This window comes from Sphingobacterium sp. ML3W, from assembly GCF_029542085.1.
Lineage (GTDB): Bacteria > Bacteroidota > Bacteroidia > Sphingobacteriales > Sphingobacteriaceae > Sphingobacterium.
In genome coordinates this window covers 5,732,378-5,754,812 of record NZ_CP107036.1, presented here as the reverse complement: position 1 = coordinate 5,754,812, position 22,435 = coordinate 5,732,378, and the positions used below count along the sequence as shown (strand labels likewise).

Annotated in this window: 18 protein-coding genes and 1 tRNA gene; 15 read left to right on the top strand and 4 right to left on the bottom strand. The window is 40.2% G+C overall.

Features of this window, described 5'->3' with window-relative positions:
• Positions 1-3: 3 nt before the first annotated feature.
• From OGI71_RS23850 to OGI71_RS23840, 3 genes are read left to right on the top strand one after another with little or no spacing between them, the layout of a single operon-like run.
• Positions 4-1,275 (top strand): condensation domain-containing protein, encoded by a 1,272-nt coding sequence (locus OGI71_RS23850; protein ID WP_282252467.1) that lies wholly within the window; start codon positions 4-6, stop codon positions 1,273-1,275.
• Positions 1,272-2,525: a condensation domain-containing protein gene (locus tag OGI71_RS23845; protein ID WP_282252465.1), complete on the top strand. Its 1,254-nt coding sequence runs from the start codon at positions 1,272-1,274 to the stop codon at positions 2,523-2,525. Before OGI71_RS23850 ends, OGI71_RS23845 begins: the two co-directional genes overlap by 4 nt.
• An 8-nt stretch (positions 2,526-2,533) precedes the next feature.
• A complete protein-coding gene (locus OGI71_RS23840; protein ID WP_282252464.1) occupies positions 2,534-3,076 on the top strand; it encodes a hypothetical protein in 543 nt (180 codons plus the stop codon).
• Positions 3,077-3,263: 187 nt separating this feature from the next.
• On the opposite strand, the gene OGI71_RS23835 is transcribed toward OGI71_RS23840, so the two are convergent.
• Together OGI71_RS23835 and OGI71_RS23830 are read right to left on the bottom strand one after the other, a co-directional pair.
• Positions 3,264-5,804 (bottom strand): tetratricopeptide repeat protein, encoded by a 2,541-nt coding sequence (locus OGI71_RS23835; RefSeq protein WP_282256164.1) that lies wholly within the window; start codon positions 5,802-5,804, stop codon positions 3,264-3,266.
• 283 nt (positions 5,805-6,087) lie between these two features.
• Positions 6,088-6,161, bottom strand: a tRNA-Pro gene (locus OGI71_RS23830).
• A gap of 342 nt (positions 6,162-6,503) precedes the next feature.
• Here OGI71_RS23830 and rplS point away from each other — a divergent pair.
• The 5 genes from rplS (at position 6,504) to OGI71_RS23805 (ending at position 12,773) form a co-directional block, all read left to right on the top strand.
• Positions 6,504-6,851 (top strand): 50S ribosomal protein L19, encoded by a 348-nt coding sequence (gene rplS / locus OGI71_RS23825; protein ID WP_077437627.1) that lies wholly within the window; start codon positions 6,504-6,506, stop codon positions 6,849-6,851.
• A gap of 334 nt (positions 6,852-7,185) precedes the next feature.
• Positions 7,186-8,271 carry a carbohydrate-binding family 9-like protein gene (locus tag OGI71_RS23820; RefSeq protein ID WP_282252461.1) on the top strand — a complete coding sequence of 362 codons (1,086 nt, stop codon included), beginning with the start codon at positions 7,186-7,188 and terminating at the stop codon, positions 8,269-8,271.
• A 124-nt stretch (positions 8,272-8,395) separates the two neighbouring features.
• On the top strand, positions 8,396-10,006 hold the full coding sequence (locus OGI71_RS23815) for a CTP synthase (protein WP_282252459.1): 1,611 nt from the start codon (positions 8,396-8,398) through the stop codon (positions 10,004-10,006).
• Between the two features lie 39 nt (positions 10,007-10,045).
• On the top strand, positions 10,046-11,869 hold the full coding sequence (gene yidC, locus OGI71_RS23810) for a membrane protein insertase YidC (RefSeq protein ID WP_282252458.1): 1,824 nt from the start codon (positions 10,046-10,048) through the stop codon (positions 11,867-11,869).
• Between the two features lie 121 nt (positions 11,870-11,990).
• Positions 11,991-12,773, top strand: a complete 783-nt coding sequence (locus OGI71_RS23805; protein ID WP_282252456.1) for an META domain-containing protein — start codon at positions 11,991-11,993, stop codon at positions 12,771-12,773.
• An 86-nt stretch (positions 12,774-12,859) separates the two neighbouring features.
• Here OGI71_RS23805 and OGI71_RS23800 read toward each other — a convergent pair whose 3' ends face one another.
• A complete protein-coding gene (locus tag OGI71_RS23800) occupies positions 12,860-14,209 on the bottom strand; it encodes an acyl-CoA dehydrogenase family protein (protein ID WP_282252455.1) in 1,350 nt (449 codons plus the stop codon).
• Positions 14,210-14,552: 343 nt separating this feature from the next.
• Between OGI71_RS23800 and OGI71_RS23795 the strand changes: the two genes are divergently transcribed.
• From OGI71_RS23795 to OGI71_RS23780, 4 genes are all read left to right on the top strand, one after another.
• The gene (locus tag OGI71_RS23795; RefSeq protein WP_282252454.1) at positions 14,553-14,777 is read left to right on the top strand and encodes a hypothetical protein; all 225 of its coding nucleotides are present in this window, start codon (positions 14,553-14,555) and stop codon (positions 14,775-14,777) included.
• 151 nt (positions 14,778-14,928) lie between these two features.
• Positions 14,929-15,150 carry a hypothetical protein gene (locus tag OGI71_RS23790; RefSeq protein WP_120262264.1) on the top strand — a complete coding sequence of 74 codons (222 nt, stop codon included), beginning with the start codon at positions 14,929-14,931 and terminating at the stop codon, positions 15,148-15,150.
• A gap of 128 nt (positions 15,151-15,278) precedes the next feature.
• Complete coding sequence (gene purB / locus OGI71_RS23785) at positions 15,279-16,628, top strand: adenylosuccinate lyase (RefSeq protein ID WP_223581076.1); 1,350 nt, start codon at positions 15,279-15,281, stop codon at positions 16,626-16,628.
• Between the two features lie 72 nt (positions 16,629-16,700).
• On the top strand, positions 16,701-17,255 hold the full coding sequence (locus OGI71_RS23780; RefSeq protein ID WP_120262262.1) for a NifU family protein: 555 nt from the start codon (positions 16,701-16,703) through the stop codon (positions 17,253-17,255).
• 137 nt (positions 17,256-17,392) lie between these two features.
• Here the strand turns inward: OGI71_RS23780 and OGI71_RS23775 are convergent, their stop codons facing one another.
• Entirely contained in the window at positions 17,393-19,813 is a 2,421-nt protein-coding gene (locus tag OGI71_RS23775; RefSeq protein WP_282252450.1) for a glycoside hydrolase family 3 N-terminal domain-containing protein, read from the bottom strand.
• A 225-nt stretch (positions 19,814-20,038) separates the two neighbouring features.
• Between OGI71_RS23775 and OGI71_RS23770 the strand changes: the two genes are divergently transcribed.
• From OGI71_RS23770 to OGI71_RS23760, 3 genes are read left to right on the top strand one after another with little or no spacing between them, the layout of a single operon-like run.
• Positions 20,039-20,887, top strand: a complete 849-nt coding sequence (locus tag OGI71_RS23770) for a transketolase (protein WP_104385684.1) — start codon at positions 20,039-20,041, stop codon at positions 20,885-20,887.
• A gap of 2 nt (positions 20,888-20,889) precedes the next feature.
• Positions 20,890-21,843, top strand: a complete 954-nt coding sequence (locus tag OGI71_RS23765; RefSeq protein WP_077437638.1) for a transketolase C-terminal domain-containing protein — start codon at positions 20,890-20,892, stop codon at positions 21,841-21,843.
• 21 nt (positions 21,844-21,864) lie between these two features.
• On the top strand, positions 21,865-22,410 hold the full coding sequence (locus tag OGI71_RS23760; RefSeq protein ID WP_282252448.1) for an RNA polymerase sigma factor: 546 nt from the start codon (positions 21,865-21,867) through the stop codon (positions 22,408-22,410).
• Positions 22,411-22,435 lie beyond the last annotated feature (25 nt).

Sequence of the window (22,435 nt, the reverse complement as noted above, 5' to 3'; positions counted from 1 at the left end):
GCGATGAAAAGAAAACTATTATTTGGTGAGCGCATGCTGTTGGGGGATGGAACTGAACCCTTCAACGCCGTCATTCCCTTTCGGCTACGTGGTGTTTTCAGCGAAGAAGATATCAAATACGCCTTGAGCCGATTACAGGAAAAACATCCCTGGCTGCAGGCACTTATCCAACATGATGAGAAAAATACACCTTGGTTTCAAGTTCCGGAACTAACCGTATCGATTCCGATACGGTTAGTAAACCGAAAAAGTGAAGTCGACTGGCAAGAGGAATCCAAAAAAGAATGGCATTCGACCTTCGATTATCAGACGAAACCTTTAATCCGATTTGTCTGGATTAAGGGAGAAGAAGTCTCAGATATGCTATTTGTTTTCCATCATTGCTTATGTGATGGTGGCTCGGCCATGGCATTATTGTATGAATTTCTAAAAGTACTGGACAATCCGGCCGCAGAAATCGGACTGGAAAATCCGATCCTTGGTATTGAAGATGTCGTACCCGAACATATCTTAAAGAGTGGTAAGAAGCGATTTAAGGCAAAAACAATTGGCCGATTAGCAGCTTTAGCTATTAAATGTATTCCGGTCGGCAGAAAAGCGGTCGATCGGCAGACGGACTATTTAATTCATTGGAAGTTTGACCAAGCCACCAGCAAGCAACTTATTTCTCATTGCAAGTCATTGGATGTCACCGTCAATACATTTCTGGGGGCAACGGTATTGGAGGCATTCCGGAAAGTACGTGGCTCGTCGGCATTCAATAAAGTTTCCTGTCCAGTAGATATCAGGCGTTTTGCACCACAGATAAAAGATGACCATATTTTTGCTTTCGGATTAATGATTGTCATGTCTTCAAACCAGAAAATGAGCTTTTTGGATAACCTCCGGTTGATGCAGGATGAAGTGGAACGCAAAACAGCGAAGCTCAATCCTTATATCACCATGATGGTCATGGAATCTGCCCACGATGCGCTAAAGAACTTTACCAGACTCTTAAAACGGGGCAAGTCATCCAATGACTGTATGTTCTCCAATCTGGGACGCATACAGATCCCGGACCAATATCGGGCATTCAGCCTAGAAACAATCTTCAGTCCTTCGGTCATTGGTCCTTTGGGCAATACAACCACCATGGTCACCTCTACCTTTCGTGGACAAATGGATTTCTCCTTTATGGGAAGTGAGGGTTATTTACCACAGGCGGAAGCATTGGCCATCCGCGATGAGATCATCCATCAGATCAAACAACAATTAGATTACCAGGTAGCATCATGATCGAGAGAAAACTAATGATGGTGGAACGGATCATGTATGTTGATACCGAAACACCCTTAAACTGTGTATTTGCTGCAAAGATCAACGGGGAGATCGCCGAAGAACATCTTCGGAATGCCCTCACCAAAATTCAGCAAAAACATCCATTGCTCCGATCGGCTATCTGCATAGAGGATGCGCAACAGCCCCGGTTTGCTGTCAAAGAGGATATGGAATCTATTCCACTCCATATTATCCAACGTCAAACGGATATGGATTGGCTGACGGAGTCGGAACGGGAATGGTATCGCCCTTTTAAAGCGGATAATAAGCCGCTAGCCCAATTGGTATGGATCAAAGGTAACTCCGTTTCGGAACTGCTTTGGGTATTGCCACATTGTGTCTGTGATGGAACCACTATTGTCACATTGATGCGGGAGCTACTTTGCCTATTGGATAACCCCGATAGGGAACTCGAGCCCTACCAGCTCTTTGAATCGGTTAATGAATTCCTGCCGCAGGGCTTTGAGCTTCAAAAAAAATCACGCAAAGCCAAGTTCTATTTGCTATTGGCAAGATTTTTCTTTTTCCTGCAACGAAAGAGCAGAAAAAGAAATTTAGGAAAAAACTATGCGATACACTGGAAACTGGATGCAGAAACAACGGCTGCCATAACCCAGAGCTGTAAAGACCAAAGCATTTCTGTTCATGCACTCCTATGCACGGCATTTATGCAAGCTTTTCGGGAGGTGCAACGTAAAGCTGCAAAAAATAAAGTGATCAGTCCTGTTGATATCCGGCACTTTATTCCAGAAATCAAACAAGACCACATGTTTGCTTTTGCACCAACGGTGGAGCTTTCTCTAAAAAAGGGGAATGATAATGTCGTGGATACTGCAAAAGATATCAAAACGGCGCTCACACAAAAAATAGAAAAGATGCAAGCCGGTGAGCTACTCTGGATGGGGGAACAGATGCACCCGCTAGTGGAGCGCATGATTTCTATGTTAAAATCGAGCCCAGGAGGACATGACATCACGCTATCCAATATGGGTAAGCTCCAGATTCCAAACAAGTACAACAACTTCGTTCTGGAGACCATATACAGTCCAACAGTGGCTTTCCCCTGGTTGAATTCAAATACCTTGGTTGCAACGACGTTCAATCAACAAATGGATTTTACGTTTATGTCCAATGAAGATTTTTTACCAAAAGAAGAAGCGATTAAAATAAAAGATAAGGCGATCGCAATCATGACCTTGTCCCTATAGCACTCCACATGACGAAGTTTACGGAATCAAAGAAAATAAAAAAAACAACGCTCAAGCGCTTTTTAAGGAAGCGCGCAATTTATTATATCCTGCCAAATGTATTCTTCAATTTCCTAGTTGCCTACGCCAGCTTTCAGGAGCTGGGATATACGCACTTTTTTGCTGGCCCACAAAGTTTGGCTCGACTGACACTACCGATGGCAATATTTTTGCCTGTTGTTCTTACAATGGATATTATCAAGCGGGTGATCGCAGCCATAGAACAGGAGTCGATCGCATTAACAGTAGACAGTGAACTGAACAGGAATAAATTTATTACGAAGCTGTGTATTATCCATGGCTTCGTAACGGGTATATTGGTATTCCTATGTCTCCTACTGGCACAACATAATCTATCTACACATTACAAGTTAAATGCGACTGCAATGGCTATTTTAGATGCGCTGCTCGCAGGTGTATTATCGATTTTGTTCACCTACTTACCGATCAGGAAATTAAGAAAATATTTATCTGAACCGTCGTTAGTCATGCAGGAAATAGAACGAAATTAGCTTCCCCTAATGGGAAGCTCGTCCTTCTGGCATTTGCTACCTAAAGTCAGTATATGCTTTTTTCTCGAAATAAAACTGCTATAATGTCTTGATCTTCGATTTTATTGACTGTTAGGATTAAACAAAAAGTGCCGTATCAAAATAGCTATTTTGATACGGCACTTTTTCAATCGCCAAAAAATTGCTATTACTTATTGTTCAATTTCTGTAAACGCTCTTTTGCTGATGGGACGATATCATCGTCTTTTTCATAATTTTCAATCACACTTTTCAACGTACTCTTCGCCTGGAAAGCATTGCCTTTACGCGCATAGGTATCTGCAAGCAATACGAAGCTCTTGGCCACCCAATATTCTTGGGTTTCCCTGTTGTTGATCACATCAAAAGCTGTTTCTTGGGCTTTATCGTATTCCTTGTTATCATACTGCAGTTGTCCCACACGGTATCGTGCCTCTGCACCTACCGCCGTTTGGCTCTTCAGAGCAGCCAGATTGAGTTCTTTCATGGCCGACGCTATATTCTTTTCTTTCAGAAAGGCCCTGCCACTATATAAGTGTGCCTTAGCAATTTCCTCCTCTGTTGCACCATCGTAATCCTTTATAAACTGTACATATTTGGCCATCTGCTCCATATCGCCGAGTTCGAAATAACAGATCATCAGGTTGGTTACTGCGTAGCCATAGTTTTTCTTGTATTCGGAATTTAGCTCCAATTTTTTGAGGTGCACAATAGCCTCGTTGTATTCCTTTAGTTCCAGATACAGTGCAGCCACCGTCAGCAAGGTATTCTCCGTATACTTACTCGTCCAGTCGTTCAGGATGATATTCAGATCGTGCAGCGCTTCCTGCGGATGCCCGGTCTTGTACGAACTCACCCCACGGATGTAACGTGCATATTTTTCTTGTTTGGGTTTCGGAAATTTATCAAAATAGGCGTTGATCGCTTCCACAGCTGCTCCGTATTCTCCTCTAGCAAAGAGGGATTGTGCTGCTTGGAAAGCCTGGTCATCCTGCTCTGCAGGGCTCAAATTACCGACATTGGAACCGATCGCATAGCGGATATAGCTTGTGGCATCGCCCTGGTCGAGGTAGATGTTTTCAATGAAACGCATTGCCTGTTCGGCCTCCGCAGTTCGAGCATATTTCTCCACCACCTGTTGGAAGGTGGCTTTGGCCGGTTCGGGTTCATCATTATTGTACTGCACGAGTCCAATAGTCATCAGTGCACGCGGGACATAGCTGCTCCGCGGATACTTCTCGATCATCCCTTGCAGTCCTTTGAGCGCGTTCTCATAATCGCCCATCGTGAAATAGGTGTAAGGGATCTCAAAGGCCGCGTCATCGGCATAGTTGGACGATGGAAATTGTTTCAGAACGGATCGCAAGGTGCTAAGCTTGGTTTCATTGTCGCCCTGTAGGCCAAAGATCACACCGCGCTGGAAGTAGGCATAGTCCTGATTAGGCGCTTTGCCGTTGATCAGTTTGTCATAGTAGCTATTGGCCCGGCCGTAATCGCGCAGGCACAGATACGAATCGCCCAGACGTGCGATCACGTCATACCGTATATTTTCATCCACTGTACTTCCTCCAGCCTTCAGAAAACGCTCAAAATAATCGGCCGCCAGCGCGAAACGGTTATTTCGGTAAGCAGCATAAGCCAGCCCATAATTAGCATAATTATAGACCTCGTTGTCTCTTGCAGCGGATAAGCTCAGAAAATGGGAGAAATTTTCCACGGCCTCCCCGAATTTGCGCACTTCATACATCGCTTCCGCTTTCCAATAGGTAGCCAGGGCTGCCATTTCTGCATTGATCGGGAATTTTTCCGAACGCATAAACATGGAAATGCTATTTTCGAAAGCACGCTCGTTATAAAATTCCAGTCCGCGGTAATAGGTTACCTTTTGATAGATCGCATCGACCTCCCGACCTCGCTTCTTCAGCGACTCCAGTAGGCTGACCCCAGCATGAAAGTTGGTCGTCCCACGCAAGATTTCAGCTGATAGTGATTCCGGACTTTCCTGTTTTTTTGCCCCCGGATCAGCAGGTTTATCTTCCTGGGCGATATATTTCTCGAGGACTTTTTGTGCGGCTTGGGTGGAGTCCATGGCAAGAAGGACTTTGGCGTAGTTAAATAGTGCATCGGCTTTCACTTGTCGATCGAGATCCAGTTTCGTCGCTTTGACAAAGGCATTACGTGCCGCCTGCTTGTCGCCCGTTTCCAGGGCTATATGGCCCAAGGTCATGATCGCTCCTTGATAAAAGGCATCCGAAGGTTTCATTGATTCCATCATACCGCTCGCTCTTTTGTATTCGCCGGCCCCATAGGCCAGATAGCTAATGCGGTAATTGTCGATATTGCTTTGCGAAGCGTCCGGATGACGTTTCATCAACTCATGGTAATATGCCTGTTTGTATTTTTGTTGTGCCAAATAGGTGCTGGTGGCGATCTGGCGCAGTTCCGTCTCGATCGCGTCGCGGTCGATAAGCTTCATATTCGGGCTCCGGCGCACCTTGACGGCATCGGCCAGCATCGGTCGGTAGTCGCGTACAACATCGATGGAATCCATTGTTTGAACTTGCCCTTCAATACCTTTTTGATTCTGTTGTCCCTTTTCTTTCTGCTGTTTTTCCACTTCCTGCGCATACCCCGTAACCAGCAAAGCTGAAAGTACCCCGGTAAACAGGTATTTCAGGTAATTGTCGCCGATTCTTTCTTTCAATATCATTGTTTGTTCGTATTTCTGAGTTTTTCCAACCTTTCCTTTGCCGAGGAGACAATAGTTTAATCTTTCACTAATTAGATAGCCAAAACTAAAAAATTCCGGCCACATTAGGTAAATTACCAGGAAAAAATCCATCTCGTTTCCACGATACCCGACTCCTTTGCTCGCTATCGGCAAAGAATTGATACAATAATGGAGCCAAGAAGAGAAATAGGAAGAAGGAGGTCACAGGCTCTCATCCTGCCTGGAAACAAAAAAAGCCCTAACTTTCGTTAGAGCTTTTTAGTCGGGGTGGCAGGATTCGAACCTACGACCTCCACATCCCAAATGTGGCGCGATACCGGGCTACGCTACACCCCGAAAAGGTATCACCTTTGTTTTGTGTGGCACAAATATCGAATCAATTTTTCAATTTGTCAAGACCTAAACTCATTTTTCACACTAAACCACTGATTAATTGCACAATATTTTTATCAGTTACATTTTAACCCCCCATTATCGAGGTCAAAAACGCGGTCGATTGGTATTATATAGGAATATTTAAAATAACTTTAGATTATCCATTTCATTTTCATATCTTTGCATCCGATTTGACTGTCGGTCGATAGTTTTTTCAAAAAGTATTTTCATATTCAAAAAATAAGTCGTAATATTGCATTCCGATTTTTACAGGATATAAATCGTTAATAATTACTCGAAATCATGGATTTAGTAAAATTTGTAGAAGAACAAGCGGTAGTAAGAAATGAAATTCCCGCTTTCAAAGCCGGAGATACCATCAGCGTTCATTATAAAATTCGCGAAGGAAATAAAGAGCGTGTGCAGGTGTACCAAGGTGTAGTAATCCAATTAAACAGCGAAGGTGCTAACGCTACTTTTACCGTTCGTAAAATCTCTAACGGTGTAGGTGTTGAACGTATTTTCCCTGTAAACTCACCAAACATTGAAAAAATTGTAGTAAACAGCTACGGTAAAGTTCGTCGCGCTAAATTATTCTATTTACGTGGCCTTACTGGTAAAGCTGCTCGTATTAAATCGAAAAGAATCTAATTACGACTACCTCGGCATAAAAAAAGGCTTTGATGAATTTCAAAGCCTTTTTTTATTTCCTATCCCCTCAAACACTGCTTTTCCTGAAACAAATATGCTCCCTCCCCGATCACTTGAATAGGAATATCAGAACCCGTGTAATAAAATTAAGACAATTGAACCTCATTTCTCAAAAAGAATCACACCTCTTTGTCTAGCTAAAACATTTTACTTACTTTTAGCGCTGCCAATCTCCCCTGTGTAAAAATCAGCGGGAGGCTAAAACTTTAGATAAACAGTGTAAGGATTGCACTCATAGAAATTTCTTGGCGGCTAATAGACATACAATATTTTGATGAAAACTGTTTTTTTTATACTTGCTCTTACTTTACAGACGATGACCACTTTTGCACAGCGAAATGTAGGTGATTTTCTCCAATTACAGTCTAAGCCCGAGACTTACTATGTCCAAAAAGCTCAAACTCCTATTAAAATTGACGGTAAAGATGACGAAATATCCTGGGAAAAAGCACCATGGACAAACGCATTCAAAGATATCGAAGGCACGAGTAAACCTACCCCATCATTTGACACGCGTATTAAAATGCTTTGGGACAATGAAAACCTCTACCTCTTTGCTAAACTGGAAGAACCTCATATCAATGGCTATCTCAGACAGAAAGACACCATTATTTATCATGACAATGATTTTGAGGTATTTTTAAAACCCAATCTCCAATCTCCGGAATATATTGAAATCGAAGTCAATGCACTGAACACCATCATGGACCTTCTGATGACCAAACCTTATCGTTTCGGTGGAAAAGCTAATTTAAACTGGGACACCAAAGATATCCAGAGTGCTGTCTACCATGCTGGAACAATAAATAACCCAACCGATAAAGATAATTTTTGGACCGTCGAAATGAAGATTCCGGTCAAAAGTCTAAAATACTTTGGTGAAGGAAATCAAATCAAGGCAAATGAAGTGTGGAAGATAAATTTCTCCCGCGTACAATGGCACTATGATGTCAATGGAAAAGGTTATATCAAAAGAAAGGATAATACTGGCAAGACACTCGCGGAAGAAAACTGGGTATGGTCGCCCATCGGTCTGATCAATATGCATTATCCCGAACGATGGGGACATATCAAATTTGTAGATCAGGATAGTAAACATTCCATAGATGACCAATTTTTAGACTTAGAAAAAACAGCTTGGAATATTTTTTACCTGCAACAGATTTACGGGAATGCGAATAAGCGCTATGCAACATCTCTTGATGAATTGAGCAAATTATATCCTGAAATCATTCATATCAGCAAGCATTATCACCTTGTCTTTTCCAATGCCAATAAGTTCTATCGCATTGAGATTAAGTCAAAATCGCAGTCCAATTTAAAGGTTACAATCGATAATCAGGGCAACATCTATTTTTAATTTATTTATTCAGTCGATCTTCAATTATAATATTGAATAAAAATTTGCTATCTTTGTATCCCGTACATAGAGCAACTATTATTGGTCGTTTTGACCACATAAAATTGAAAATCCTTTAATTGTTATGACTAAATATATTTTTGTTACGGGCGGCGTTACTTCGTCGTTAGGGAAAGGTATTATTGCAGCCTCCCTTGCTAAACTTCTCCAGGCACGTGGCTACAAAGTGACCATTCAAAAATTCGATCCTTACATTAACATTGACCCAGGAACATTGAATCCGTATGAGCATGGCGAATGTTATGTTACTGAAGATGGAGCGGAAACTGACCTTGATCTGGGCCACTACGAGCGTTTCTTGAACGTCCCTACCTCACAAGCGAATAATGTAACAACCGGTCGTATCTACCAACACGTTATCCAACAAGAGCGTGAAGGTGCATATTTAGGAAAAACAGTTCAGGTAATTCCACATATCACCGATGAGATCAAACGCCGTATGCAGCTTCTAGGTGAATCGAATGAATATGATATTATTATCACCGAACTTGGCGGAACTGTAGGCGATATCGAATCTCTTCCATTCGTTGAGGCTGTAAGGCAGTTGCGTTGGGAACTGGGGGCAAATAACTCATTGGTTATCCACTTAACTTTGGTTCCTTATTTGGCCGCAGCTGGTGAACTTAAAACTAAACCTACACAGCACTCTGTCAAAACATTGCTGGAATATGGTGTACAGCCTGATATCCTTGTATGCCGTACAGAACACAAATTATCACAGGAAATCCGTAAAAAATTAGCACAGTTCTGTAACGTTAACATCAATGCTGTTGTTGAATCTATCGATGCCTCGACAATCTATGATGTTCCTTTACTTATGTTGAAAGAGAACCTGGATAAAACGGCGTTAACGAAACTAAAACTTTCCAACAAAAACGAACCGGATCTAGAAAACTGGAAAAACTTCCTCGGCAAGCTCAAAAACCCAACAAATGAGGTTTGCATCGCTTTGGTCGGAAAATATGTTGAACTTCCAGATGCATATAAATCCATTACTGAAGGCTTTATACATGCTGGTGCAACAAACGAATGCAAAGTAAAGGTAAGCTATATTGCTGCTGAAAGTGTTACAAAAGAAAATGTTGCTGAAAAGCTAAAAGGCATGGATGGCGTGTTGGTTGCCCCTGGATTCGGCGAACGTGGTCTGGAGGGAAAATTAAATGCAATCAAATATGTGCGCGAAAACAATATTCCTTTCTTTGGTATCTGTTTGGGTATGCAGTGCTCCGTCATTGAATTCGGAAGAAATGTATTGGGATTGAAAGATGCCAATAGTTTCGAAATGGATGCGAATACCAGCAACCCGGTCATCAATCTGATGGAGGAGCAAAAAAATATCACTAATATGGGTGGTACCATGCGTTTAGGTGCTTACGATTGTGAAATTAAAAAAGGAACAAAAGCTTTTGCGATTTATGGAAAAACAAAAATTTCCGAAAGACACCGTCACCGTTATGAATTTAACAATGACTATTTAAAACAATATGAAGCAGCAGGAATGATCGCTTCGGGATTCAACCCGGAGACGGGATTAGTTGAAATTGTCGAATTGAAAAACCATCCTTTTTTCGTTGCGGGACAATTTCATCCAGAATTAAAGTCAACTGTTGCAAATCCTCACCCACTTTTTGTTAGCTTTGTAGCCGCTGCTTTGGCCAACAAGAAATCAAAGTAGTATTAGAAGGATAAAATTAATTAAGTTTAGTTATTAAAGATGGATAGAAATACCCTAATTGGTTTGGTCCTGATGTTTGCCATCATCACTGGTTCATTTTACCTGATGAAGCCTTCAGAATCAGAAATCAAACAAGAACAAGCGCGACAAGAGGCGAAAGCTCAGACAGCAAAAGGACTGCCTGTAACAAGTGACTCTATCGCGAAAGCTAAAACAGCGCAAACAGCAGTGATTGCAGATTCAGCTGAACTGAAAAAACCCTTTGGTGCGTCAAAATTTGGAACTGAAAAAATCATTACCCTTGAAAATGATGCTATCATTGCCAAAATCAGCACAAAAGGTGGTAAAGTGAAATCGGTCGAATTAAAAGGTGAAAAGAATTTCAATGGAAAACCTTTGATGCTTTTCGAAGGTGAGGATAATAAGTTTGGTTTCCAATTCAATGCTGCGGGACAAAACATCTCCACCAACGATTTATTCTTTAACACAGAATCTTCTGATATCCAAGTTTCGGGTGAAGGTAAACAATCGGTAAAATTAAAATTGAATTACAGTGCCGATCAATATATTGAATATGTATATTCTATCGCTGGAAAAGGTTACAACGTAGCTCTAGATGTTAATACAAAAGGTATTCAAAACCTGATCCCACAGAGTCAAAAAACATTGACATTGAACTGGAATACTGTTCTAAGACAAAAAGAGCAGAATATTGAATCTGAAAGACAAAAATCTACCCTTTATTACCAAGAAGATAATAAAGTAGACCATTTATCTGAATCGAAGGACGATGATGAAGCACTGGAAAAGAAAGTGCAATGGATTGCTTTCAAACAACATTATTTTTCAAATATCCTAAATGCTAAAAATGGATTCGTTAATGCGAAAATCGATGTAAAGCATGCAACGGAAGGTGATGTGGTGAAATTTTACAACACCAATGCTGAATTGGCTTTTGACAACCATAAAGACAACAATTATTCGTTGAATTTCTTTTTCGGGCCAAACCAATACAATGTACTGAAAGCAGAAGGCAATGATTACCAATCCATCATCAATATGGGCTGGGGGCCTATGCGCTGGATCAATCAATGGATCACCGTGCCTGCATTTAACTTCTTGGATGGTTTCCATATGAGCTATGGTATTGTCATCTTGTTACTTACATTATTGTTAAAACTGGTTCTTTCGCCAATGACTTACAAGTCATACGTATCTATGGCTAAAATGCGGGTGTTAAAACCGCAGTTGGATGAGATCAAAGCGAAAGTCGGTGAAGACAATCAGATGTTGATGCAACAGGAGCAGATGAAGTTGTATAAACAGGTCGGAGTGAATCCACTTGGAGGCTGTCTACCTCTTGTACTTCAAATGCCATTTACAATTGCTTTCTTCTATTTCTTTCCAAATTTATTTGAATTGAGAGGACAGAGCTTCTTGTTTATGAAGGATATGTCTACCTATGATACCTTGTTTACATTTGCACCTATTTTTGGATCATTCAACCACATCTCTTTGATGTGTATATTGATGACGCTAACAACGTTGTTGACCACTTGGTATAACAATGCGACTTCGGGCGCAACTGGTCAAATGAAATACATGGGTTATATTATGCCTTTGATTTTCTTCTTTGTCCTAAACAGCTTCCCTGCTGGTCTGAACTATTACTACTTCCTAAGTGCATTGTTTACATTTTTGACGCAATTAGTTATTCGTACGATGGTAAATGATGATAAAATCTTAGCTAAACTGGAAGAAAATAAAAAGAATCCAAAAGTTGAGAAAAAATCAAGCTTCCAGTCTAAAATGGAAGAAATGATGCGTGCTCAACAACAAGCTCAACAAAACAAAAATAAATAGTATTATTTATATAACTGATAAAGAAGGCTTCCCAATGGGAAGCCTTCTTTTGTTAATAGCCTTTTGTAGCACTTTGTAAAACCAAACGTTAGAAATGATGTTTTATATAAAAATTTAAAAGATGAGATTTAGAAACATTGTGGTATTGATGATGGCTGCCCTTGCTTTGGCGAGCTGTTCAGCACTAAAAAATAATTCAGGCAAACGGGATTCGGATAATGCATCCGCTACCATTGTTGGAAAAAAATGGCAATTAATTGAAATCGGTGGAAAGGCTGTCTCCGGACAGGTCAACGGTCGGGTTCCTTTTCTCAAACTGGAAGAAAAAAGTTATAGCGCCAATGGGGGTTGCAACGGAATAGGTGGCGAACTTATTTTTTCAACCAATGGAAAAATTAAGTTTGCGCAAGGGATGTCAACGATGATGGCTTGCCCTGACATGTCGATTGAGCAAGCATTATCTAAGGCATTAATCACAGCAGACAACTACAGCCTAAATAATGGTATTCTAAGTTTAAATAAAGCAAAGATGGCTCCTTTGGCAAAATTTAAGTTAATGGAGGAAAAGCAAAATTTAAGCGGAACTTGGGAGCTCGATTACATCTCTGGACCACGTATTGCTTTTGAAGGTCTGTATCCCAACCGCAAACCAACGATAACATTCAACATACAGGATGGAAAAGTGAATGGTAATAGCAGTTGCAACAATTACAATGCTACATTTAAGACAAACGATCAACAAATTAGCTTCGGCCCTATCATGTCTACGAAAATGGCTTGTGAAGGCAATGGTGAAGCAACGTTCTTTTCCACATTAGAAAAAGTGAACAGCTATGATGTCAATGGGAATACACTCACTTTTATCATGGGCGATATTGCCATGATGAGATTTCAGCGCAAGTAAAACACAAAAGGATAGGATTTTAGTGATACCAAAATCCTATCCTTTTTTATCAATAGTCCGTACTAAATGAATTTCGGAAAAAAGCTTTAGACAAAGGCACTAAATCCTGTAATACTTCTTCCAACGATCAACGAATTGATTTCCTTGGTGCCTTCATAAGAATAAATCGCCTCAGCATCTGCAAGGAATCTGGCGACATTATACTCTAGCAAGATGCCATTCCCCCCCATGACTTCCCTCGCCTTGGACACAATATCTCTTGTCCGTAAAGAACAAAACACTTTTGCCAGTGAAGCATGTTCATCCCGTAGTTGTCCAGCATCCTGTAGTTCAGATAATCGAAAAACTAGCGTTTGCATAGCCGTTAGATTGGATAGCATTTCAACCAAATGGTTTTGAATCAACTGAAAAGATGCAATAGGCTTGCCGAACTGTTTTCTTTTGCGTGTATAATCCAAGGCATTTTCATAGGCTCCTCGCGCGCAGCCCACAGCCATCCATGCAACACCTGCTCGTGTCATTTGAAGGACTTTACCTGTATCTTTGAAAGAATTCGCGTTTTGCAAACGATCTGTTTCGGGAATGATACAGTTGTCTAATGTAATCAATCCATTTTGCACAATCCGTAAAGCCATCTTATCTTTAATCTTTTCAACCGAGAATCCAGGATTATCTTTACGTACAATAAAACCTTTTACTTCTCCATCGTCAAGATCCCTGGCCCACACAATCGTGATATCAGAAAAGGTGGAGTTACCAATCCATTTCTTCTGACCATTTAAAATCCAGCCTTCATCAGTCTTCTTACAGGTGGTTGTCAATCCGCCTGCTGCTCCGGAACCAACTTCCGGTTCGGTTAGACCAAAAGCACCGATTACCTCCATCTGCTGCATCCTTGGCAACCATTCTTGTTTTTGTTCCTCCGATCCACAGATATAAATCGACCCCATGGCCAAACCACTCTGTACACCAAAAAAAGTAGCAACGGATGCATCTACCCGAGCAATCTCTGCAGCAATGATACCTTCCATCAGCGAACTTCCTCCCATACATCCGTAGCCCTCATAGGTATATCCGCATATATTCAAAGCAGCTAGCTTGGGTACTATTTCAAAAGGGAATTCATCTCTTAACCAATATTTATTGACGATAGGCTTCACTTCGACCTCCATAAACTCACGCACCTTCAACTGGAGTTCGCGATCTGATCCATTCAATTTGCTATCCATATCATAGAAATCCCCATTGATAGGCGGTAATTCCTTTTTTTCTTTCCCTGGGTTTAGCATTTTCATTAAACCATGAAGCTGTTTATCATCCATTTTTGAGACCGCGTCCATGACAGCACCTAGGTCCACTTTTTTCGAGATTTCCTCCAATTTGCCAAAGTCAATTGATTTTGCCAAATCCATTATATTCTTAACTTTATCAAACATAATCGCAATTTCTTTTTTACAGGGTTTCCTCTTAAAATAATAAAAATATTTGAAAATTGTTTGTGTACCCCCGATACGCCAATCTATTCAAGCCTGTTTCCCCCGTACTATAGCTATCTAAACAGTTTTATCTATCAAATCGTTTGCACCTATTTTTTAATTTCTTCTATTAAATGAACTATCTCGCTCAATACAACGGCAGCAAGCAAACAAAATAAACAGCTGATTTAAAACACATTATACATAATTAAAAAAAATATATTTTTTTTGGGTTACCTTTTGGGGTTCCGTGTATTAAGAGATGAAAAAGAAAATATTTCAATTTAAATTAGAAAATTAGAAAATGAAAAACGCATTAAAATTCGGTTTCTTAGGTTTAGCTTTAACTGTAGCTTTCGCATCTTGTAACAACACAGAGAAAAAAGCTGAAGGTGCTACTGATTCAGCATCTGCTTTAGTTGATTCTGCTGCTAACACTTTGGATTCAGCTGCTAATAAAGTTGATTCAGCTGCTCAAAAAGTTGATTCTGCTGCTACTAAAGTTGATTCTGCTGCTACTAAAAAATAATTTTAGAAACTGAATAACGTATTTGGAGAGGCTTTTCGTAAGAGAAGCCTCTCTTTTTTTAAAAAAAATTGGGCAGCAGGGTTACCTTTTCAATTTCCCCGTATTAAGTCTTAAATAACAAGATTTAGAAATTACTTTTAATTTTAATAAAATGAAAAACGCATTCAAATTAGGTTTCTTAGGATTGGCTTTAACTGTAGCCTTCGCTTCATGTGGTGAAACTGGTAAAAAATCAACTGATGCAGTTGATTCTGCATCTGCTTTAGTTGATTCAGCTGCTAACACTTTGGATTCAGCTGCTAACAAAATTGATTCAGCTGCTCAAAAAGTTGATTCAGCGGCTTCTAAAGTTGATACTGCTGCTAAAAAATAATTCTTCGAAACAGAATTTCAACCAGTATAGAAATGCCTCCTCAATAGGGAGGCATTTTTTTATATCTCACCCAATTAAATTGCTAAGCTCCAAGCATTTTTTTACCTTTGCCAAAAATCATTCAATCTATGGCTTTATCATCCTTAACAGCAGTCACGCCTATTGACGGACGCTATTACAATAACACCAATGAACTTTCGGCTTTTTTCTCCGAATTTGCTTTAATAAAATATCGAGTTCGTGTTGAAGTTGAATATTTTATTGCATTAAGTGAATCGGGTATAGCTCAATTGCAGCATTTTGACAATACATTGAACGAAAAATTGCGAGATATCTACCGTAACTTTTCCGAAGAAGATGCAATCTGGATCAAAAACACCGAAAAAGTTACCAATCATGATGTTAAAGCCGTTGAATATTTTTTAAAAGATCAATTTGAAAAACTAGGACTACAGGATCATCTTGAATTTATTCACTTTGGTCTGACTTCTCAGGACATCAACAACACCGCTATCCCTCTCTCATGGAAAGAGGCAATCAAAGAAAGCTATACACCGATCATTGAAGAATTGCTGCATGAGCTTAAGTCTTTGGCAACCTCTTGGTCGGACATTCCAATGCTTGCCCGTACACACGGACAACCAGCATCTCCGACTCGTCTAGGTAAAGAACTCTATGTCTTTATCGAGCGTATTGAACGTCAGTTACAACTTTTACATACCGTACCTTATTCAGCTAAGTTTGGTGGGGCAACAGGTAATTTCAATGCCCATCACGTGGCATATCCAGAGACCAACTGGGTTGCCTTCGGTAATAACTTCGTTAATAATATTCTAGGATTGGATCGTTCCCAAACTACGACGCAAATTGAACATTATGACAACTTTGCTGCAAGCTGTGATGCATTAAAACGAATCAATAACATTATCATTGACCTATGCCGTGATGTATGGACTTATATCTCCATGGAATACTTTAAGCAGAAAATCACTGCTGGTCAGATCGGATCTTCTGCAATGCCACACAAAGTCAATCCTATTGATTTTGAAAATGCAGAAGGAAATTTAGGAATTGCCAATGCGATATTCGAACATTTAGCAGCTAAATTACCTATTTCACGTCTTCAGAGGGATCTTACAGATTCGACCGTATTACGTAATATTGGGGTTCCATTTGCACATACCCTAATTGCTTTCAAATCGACATTGCGAGGTTTACGTAAGTTGATCTTAAATGAACAGGCGCTTGCAAATGATCTTGAAAATAATTGGGCGGTTGTTGCCGAAGCGTTACAAACGATCTTACGCAGAGAAGGCTATCCAAAACCTTACGAAGCATTAAAAGATCTAACACGTACCAATACGCATGTGACCAAAGAGACCATTGCCACGTTTGTAGATAATCTCAACGTATCTGAAGAGGTAAAAGCGGAATTAAAGGCAATCAGCCCTTCTAATTACACAGGTGTCACTTTATAAGCTTTGACTTATAGATGACCTTAACAACGCTTGTTTTGATCTATCTTTGTTAGGAATAAAAATAAAATTTAAATGGCTACTATCAACGTATATACAGAATCTACTCCCAATCCTTCAACTATGAAGTTTTTGGTCAATAAGTTATTGATCAATGGTAGTGTGGATTTCCCAAATAAAGAAGCTGCACAAGATTCACCTTTCGCGCTGGAATTGTTCAAATTCAATTTCGTAAACGGTGTATTTTTTGCAAGCAATTTTGTTACCATTACCAAAACAGAAGATGCGGAATGGGAAGATATCGAAGCTTTATTGAAAGACTTCGTAAAAGGTGCTGTAGAATCTGAGCTTGCGGTGAAAGCTGTACATCATGATACGGAAGTAAACTTCGAGGGAACAGAAACAGAAGTGAAAATACAACAAGTATTACATGATTATGTAAGACCTGCTGTTGAACAAGATGGTGGTGCTATTCATTACAAATCTTTCAACGAAGGTATTGTAACTGTTGAGCTAAAAGGCTCTTGTAGTGGCTGCCCTTCATCAACGATCACATTAAAAGCTGGTATCGAAGGTTTATTGAAACGCATGGTTCCAGGTGTGACAGAAGTTGTTGCCGAAGCAATGTAATCATAGAGATACGATAAGAATTTTTAAAAGGATTCAGCAATATGAAATTTTGCTGAATCCTTTTTCTTTTTATAGCTATTTGTATTTAGTATGCCCCATAGGGGATATATCTTTTGCACAAACAGACGCTATGAGCATTACTCTTTAGTCACATCAAATGAATCTTTCAATGGTAGGTTAGCGGATGAATTTCCAATAAAGATTTCAAATTCCCCAGGCTCTACAGTCCATTTATTGTATTGATCCAACAACTCAAGGTGAGCCGGTAAAATTGAAAACTGGACAGACTTTTTCTCACCGGGATTTAATTCGATTTTTTCGAAACCGCGCAGATCCATCTCGTAAGTTGTTACAGAAGAAACAACATCCTTGACATAAAGTTGAACGACCTCTGCTCCTTTTCTTTTTCCGATATTCTGTACATCCACGGTAACTGTCAGCGAGTCTGTTGGTCGAATCTGCTTTTTATTCAGACGCAAATTTGAAAATTGAAAATCGGTATAACTTAAGCCATAACCAAACGGATAAAGAAATCCAACAACCCGACTATTTCCCCAGCCATTGGGACCAACACCGGGTTGCCCCGCTTGTGCCGCAGGCTTGGTCGGGAAATTCATTTCGATCTGTCCAACAGATTTAGGAAATGAAATCGAAAGCTTTCCGCTCGGATTATACTCACCAAATAACATATCTGCTACAACATGTCCAGATTGACCACTTAGAAACCAAGTTTCGACAATGGCAGGCAAGTATTTATTTTCCCAATTGACAGACAATGGACGTCCATTAACGAGTACCAGAACGATGGGCTTTCCTGTTTCTTTTAACTTCCTTAGGTAATCACGTTGTTTACCCGGTAGATTGAGATCTGAGCGAGACCGGCTTTCTCCAACTTCACGTTCCGACTCTCCCATGACAGCAATAATCAAATCAGACTCGTTCCCTAGGCGTACACCTGCAGTCATGTTTTCGATTTCCTCTTTAGAAAGGTCTGTTGGAATAATCTCACTTTCGGGCCAGTTCTTATCGACAACATCCACCCCTTTTGTGTAGTTTACTTGAACTGCTTTCCCTTTAGCATATTCGATAATACCATCCTTAATGGTTGTAATTGGGTTATTGGATGGACCATAGCGACTTGTTGTATAATTCGTTGCTTCGGCCATAGGGCCTGTCACCAAAATCCGCTTATACTTACTGACATCTATAGGTAATAACTGCTGCTCATTCTTAAGCAAAACAATGGATTCTCTATTCACTTGTAGGGAAATATCTTCATCTGCCTGTGTATGGATTTTCTTGTCAGCCAATGTTGTGTTATCGATAAGCGGATGATCAAATAATCCTAATTTAAACTTAACAGTCAATACCTCTCGAACACGTTGATCCAATACGTTCATATCAAGCCCGCCTTGGTTGATAAGTTCCATCAATGGTGTCAGGTACGTACTCGGTGGATCGAAATTCGTCCGGACATTGAGTCCTCCCTCTAAAGCTTGCCGTATTGCATCTTTATAGTCTGCAGCAACATGATGTTTACTGCTGATAAACTCCAACGCCTCACTATCCGAAACGATATATCCTTCAAACCCGTAATCCTTCCGTAGCAAATCTTGCAGAAAATATTTACTTGACGAGACTGGTACACCATCATAGTCATTGTAGCTACTCATGATACCCATTGGTTTGGCCTCTTTGACAACCCGTTTAAATGGGTATAAATGAAGTTCATGCATTTCACGAAAACCAACATGCGGATCTGTCCGCGCATTTCCATCTCGCCCTCCTTTAGGTACAGAATAGACGGCATAATGTTTCAACGTTGACGCAACACCATTTTGCTGAATACCCAATACAGCCTGTTTACCCATTTCTGCGATATGAAAGGGATTTTCACCATAAGTTTCCACAACACGTCCCCATCTTGGATCTCGGGAGACATCCAGAATCGGGGCATAGACATTGGTATATCCTAAATATTTCGCTTCTCTCCCCACTATTTCACCGGCATCTCTCACCAATCTAGTATTCCAGGTGCTTCCAATATTAATCGGAGCCGGTAATGGCGTCGCCCGATCATGGTTGAGACCGTGTATTCCCTCATTGGTAAAATCAACTGGAATGCCCAACCGGGTATGTTCGATAAACCACTTTTGTACATTATTCAATGCAACAGCATGGCGGCTGAATGGATAAGAAAAAGAACTTTTTGCGGACTTATTATAGGCAAGACTATTTAACATTTCGTCTATATTAGCCAATCCATGTTTCCAAATGTCGTTGTCCCAAGCTGCGGTAGGCTGTTCATCTTTCAATACTCTTCCATAACCATAGAGTGTAACGGTCTGATTGGCCTTTTCCTGCGTTGTCATCTGACTCAACAGATCTTCCACCCGACTTACTATGGATTGTTTGGGATCTTCATAAATATCCTTTTTACCATTTTTGTTGAAGTCAATCCAATCTTTATGGTAAACGGATTTATCCTGAGCAAAAGAATAGAAGTGTATTACGGAAAATGTCGCAACAAACAGAAAACGTTTAGATTGATTAGGCATCGTCTTGAAAATTGTGGGTTTTATAATTAAAAGCAAGGTACAAAAAAAGTCAACATTAAAAGGTCTAAAATTGCAATGGCGTCCATTCACAAACCAGGGACTTATTCGAAAAAATAGCGCTGAAATCGTCACATACGCCATACTAAATAAAGAAATTCACTTTTTAACAAGCATCTAGCTTAAAAATAGTTAACTTTACGACCAATTGTGAAACCAACAAAAAAAATGAGTGCAGATATTAACAAACTAGAACAAATTGCATCACAAGTAAGACGTGATATCGTACGTATGGTACACGCTTGTCAATCAGGACACCCAGGTGGTTCTTTAGGTTGTACAGATTACTTTGTGGCGCTTTATTTCAATGCAATGAAACGTAATCCTTCCTTTGATATGGATGGAAAAGGAGAGGATTTATTCTTCTTGTCAAACGGACACATTTCACCTGTATTTTACAGTACATTGGCACATGCGGGTTATTTTGAAGTAAGCGAATTGGCGACATTCAGAAAAATCAATTCCAGACTACAGGGTCACCCAACGACACACGAAGGTCTTCCAGGCATCCGTATTGCGTCAGGATCTTTGGGTCAGGGATTATCCGTTGCTATCGGTGCCGCACAGGCAAAAAGATTGAATAAAGACAATAATCTAGTTTATGTATTAATGGGTGATGGTGAATTGCAGGAAGGCCAGGTTTGGGAAGCTGCAATGTATGCGCCACACAACAAGATTGACAACTTGATTGCGACTGTTGATTATAATAATGCACAGATAGACGGATCGACAGATCAGGTGCTGTCATTAGGCGATCTTCGTGCAAAATGGGAAGCTTTTGGCTGGGATGTGATGGAAGTGACTAAAGGAAATGATATGGCTTCAGTAGTTGCGGGCTTAGAAGAAGCAAAATCACGTACCGGAAAAGGTAAACCAGTGGTTATCTTATTGCACACAGAGATGGGAAAAGGTGTTGATTTCATGATGGGTTCTCATAAATGGCACGGTGTTGCTCCAAATGACGAACAATTGGCGTCGGCATTGAATCAACTTACTGAAACTTTAGGAGATTACTAGAAATGAAAAAATATACTTACACAGAGTCAAAAGATACACGTTCAGGTTTCGGAGCTGGCTTATTGGAAGCTGGAAAACAAAATGAAAATGTAGTAGCATTATGTGCTGATTTAATCGGTTCATTGAAAATGAACGATTTTATCAAAGAATTCCCAGAACGCTTTTTCCAAATCGGTATTGCTGAAGCAAACATGATGGGCATCGCGGCAGGACTTACTATTGGTGGTAAAGTTCCTTTCACAGGTACATTTGCCAACTTCTCTACAGGTCGTGTTTATGACCAAATCCGTCAATCTATTGCGTACTCGGGTAAAAATGTAAAAATTGCTGCTTCTCATGCAGGATTAACCTTGGGTGAAGATGGTGCTACACACCAAATTTTGGAAGATATCGGATTGATGAAAATGTTACCTGGAATGACTGTAATTAACCCTTGTGACTTCAACCAAACAAAAGCCGCAACTATTGCGGCAGCGAAATTTGAAGGTCCGGTTTATTTACGTTTTGGTCGTCCGGTAGTTCCTAACTTTACTCCAGCTGATCAAGAATTTGTCATCGGAAAGGCAATCTTATTGAATGAAGGTACAGATGTAACCATCATCGCTACGGGCCACTTGGTATGGGAAGCCATCCAAGCGGGTGAAAAATTAGCAGAATTGGGTATCAACGCCGAAATCATCAATATCCATACGATCAAACCGTTGGACGAAGAAGCGATCTTGAAATCAGTTGCTAAAACGAAATGTGTCGTGACTGCTGAGGAGCACAACCGTCTTGGTGGATTGGGCGACAGCGTTGCACAGGTATTAGCCAAAGAATTGCCTAGTCCGCAAGAATATGTAGCGGTAAACGATAGTTTTGGCGAATCAGGTACTCCAGCACAACTCATGGAAAAATACGGTTTGAACGCTGACGCGATCGTTGCTGCGGCTCAGAAAGTAATCAAAAGAAAATAAGAAAACTACACAGGTCAATATATGGATGACGCTTTAATTATAGCAAAATTCGCCGAAGAAAGTACGCGAGAAGAAGCTTTCCGTTTATTGTTGAAAAAGTATCAACAAAAGATTTATTGGCATGTGCGAAGAATGGTAATCGATCATGATGATGCAGATGATGTCGTTCAGGATATTTTCGTCAAAGTATGGAAGAATCTCGGGAACTTCCGTGAAGACTCACAATTGTATACTTGGCTATATCGAATTGCAACAAACGAATGTATTACATTCTTAAATAAAAAAAAGCAAAAGCAGAACGTGTCGTTGGATGACGACACGACTGCTTACTTAGCAGAAACACTTGCGGATGGCAATTACTTTAATGGCGACAAAGCTCAAATGAAATTGCAACAGGCTTTATTAACATTGCCAGAGAAACAGAAATTAGTTTTCAATATGAAATATTTTGAAGACATGAAGTATGAAGAGATTTCTAATGTATTAGGCACAAGTGTTGGTGCATTAAAAGCATCTTATCATTTGGCAGTAAAAAAAATAGAGGCTTTTTTTAACAACCACGATTAAACCTTTTAGCGAAATTCGGTTCTAA

What these genes read in the sequence shown, in the direction of transcription:
- OGI71_RS23850 (WP_282252467.1), top strand. Translation starts at nt 4, where the DNA reads ATGAAAAGAAAACTATTATTTGGTGAGCGCATGCTGTTGGGGGATGGA.
- OGI71_RS23845 (WP_282252465.1), top strand. Translation starts at nt 1,272, where the DNA reads ATGATCGAGAGAAAACTAATGATGGTGGAACGGATCATGTATGTTGAT.
- OGI71_RS23840 (WP_282252464.1), top strand. Translation starts at nt 2,534, where the DNA reads ATGACGAAGTTTACGGAATCAAAGAAAATAAAAAAAACAACGCTCAAG.
- OGI71_RS23835 (WP_282256164.1), bottom strand. Translation starts at nt 5,804, where the DNA reads ATGATATTGAAAGAAAGAATCGGCGACAATTACCTGAAATACCTGTTT.
- rplS (WP_077437627.1), top strand. Translation starts at nt 6,504, where the DNA reads ATGGATTTAGTAAAATTTGTAGAAGAACAAGCGGTAGTAAGAAATGAA.
- OGI71_RS23820 (WP_282252461.1), top strand. Translation starts at nt 7,186, where the DNA reads ATGAAAACTGTTTTTTTTATACTTGCTCTTACTTTACAGACGATGACC.
- OGI71_RS23815 (WP_282252459.1), top strand. Translation starts at nt 8,396, where the DNA reads ATGACTAAATATATTTTTGTTACGGGCGGCGTTACTTCGTCGTTAGGG.
- yidC (WP_282252458.1), top strand. Translation starts at nt 10,046, where the DNA reads ATGGATAGAAATACCCTAATTGGTTTGGTCCTGATGTTTGCCATCATC.
- OGI71_RS23805 (WP_282252456.1), top strand. Translation starts at nt 11,991, where the DNA reads ATGAGATTTAGAAACATTGTGGTATTGATGATGGCTGCCCTTGCTTTG.
- OGI71_RS23800 (WP_282252455.1), bottom strand. Translation starts at nt 14,209, where the DNA reads ATGTTTGATAAAGTTAAGAATATAATGGATTTGGCAAAATCAATTGAC.
- OGI71_RS23795 (WP_282252454.1), top strand. Translation starts at nt 14,553, where the DNA reads ATGAAAAACGCATTAAAATTCGGTTTCTTAGGTTTAGCTTTAACTGTA.
- OGI71_RS23790 (WP_120262264.1), top strand. Translation starts at nt 14,929, where the DNA reads ATGAAAAACGCATTCAAATTAGGTTTCTTAGGATTGGCTTTAACTGTA.
- purB (WP_223581076.1), top strand. Translation starts at nt 15,279, where the DNA reads ATGGCTTTATCATCCTTAACAGCAGTCACGCCTATTGACGGACGCTAT.
- OGI71_RS23780 (WP_120262262.1), top strand. Translation starts at nt 16,701, where the DNA reads ATGGCTACTATCAACGTATATACAGAATCTACTCCCAATCCTTCAACT.
- OGI71_RS23775 (WP_282252450.1), bottom strand. Translation starts at nt 19,813, where the DNA reads ATGCCTAATCAATCTAAACGTTTTCTGTTTGTTGCGACATTTTCCGTA.
- OGI71_RS23770 (WP_104385684.1), top strand. Translation starts at nt 20,039, where the DNA reads ATGAGTGCAGATATTAACAAACTAGAACAAATTGCATCACAAGTAAGA.
- OGI71_RS23765 (WP_077437638.1), top strand. Translation starts at nt 20,890, where the DNA reads ATGAAAAAATATACTTACACAGAGTCAAAAGATACACGTTCAGGTTTC.
- OGI71_RS23760 (WP_282252448.1), top strand. Translation starts at nt 21,865, where the DNA reads ATGGATGACGCTTTAATTATAGCAAAATTCGCCGAAGAAAGTACGCGA.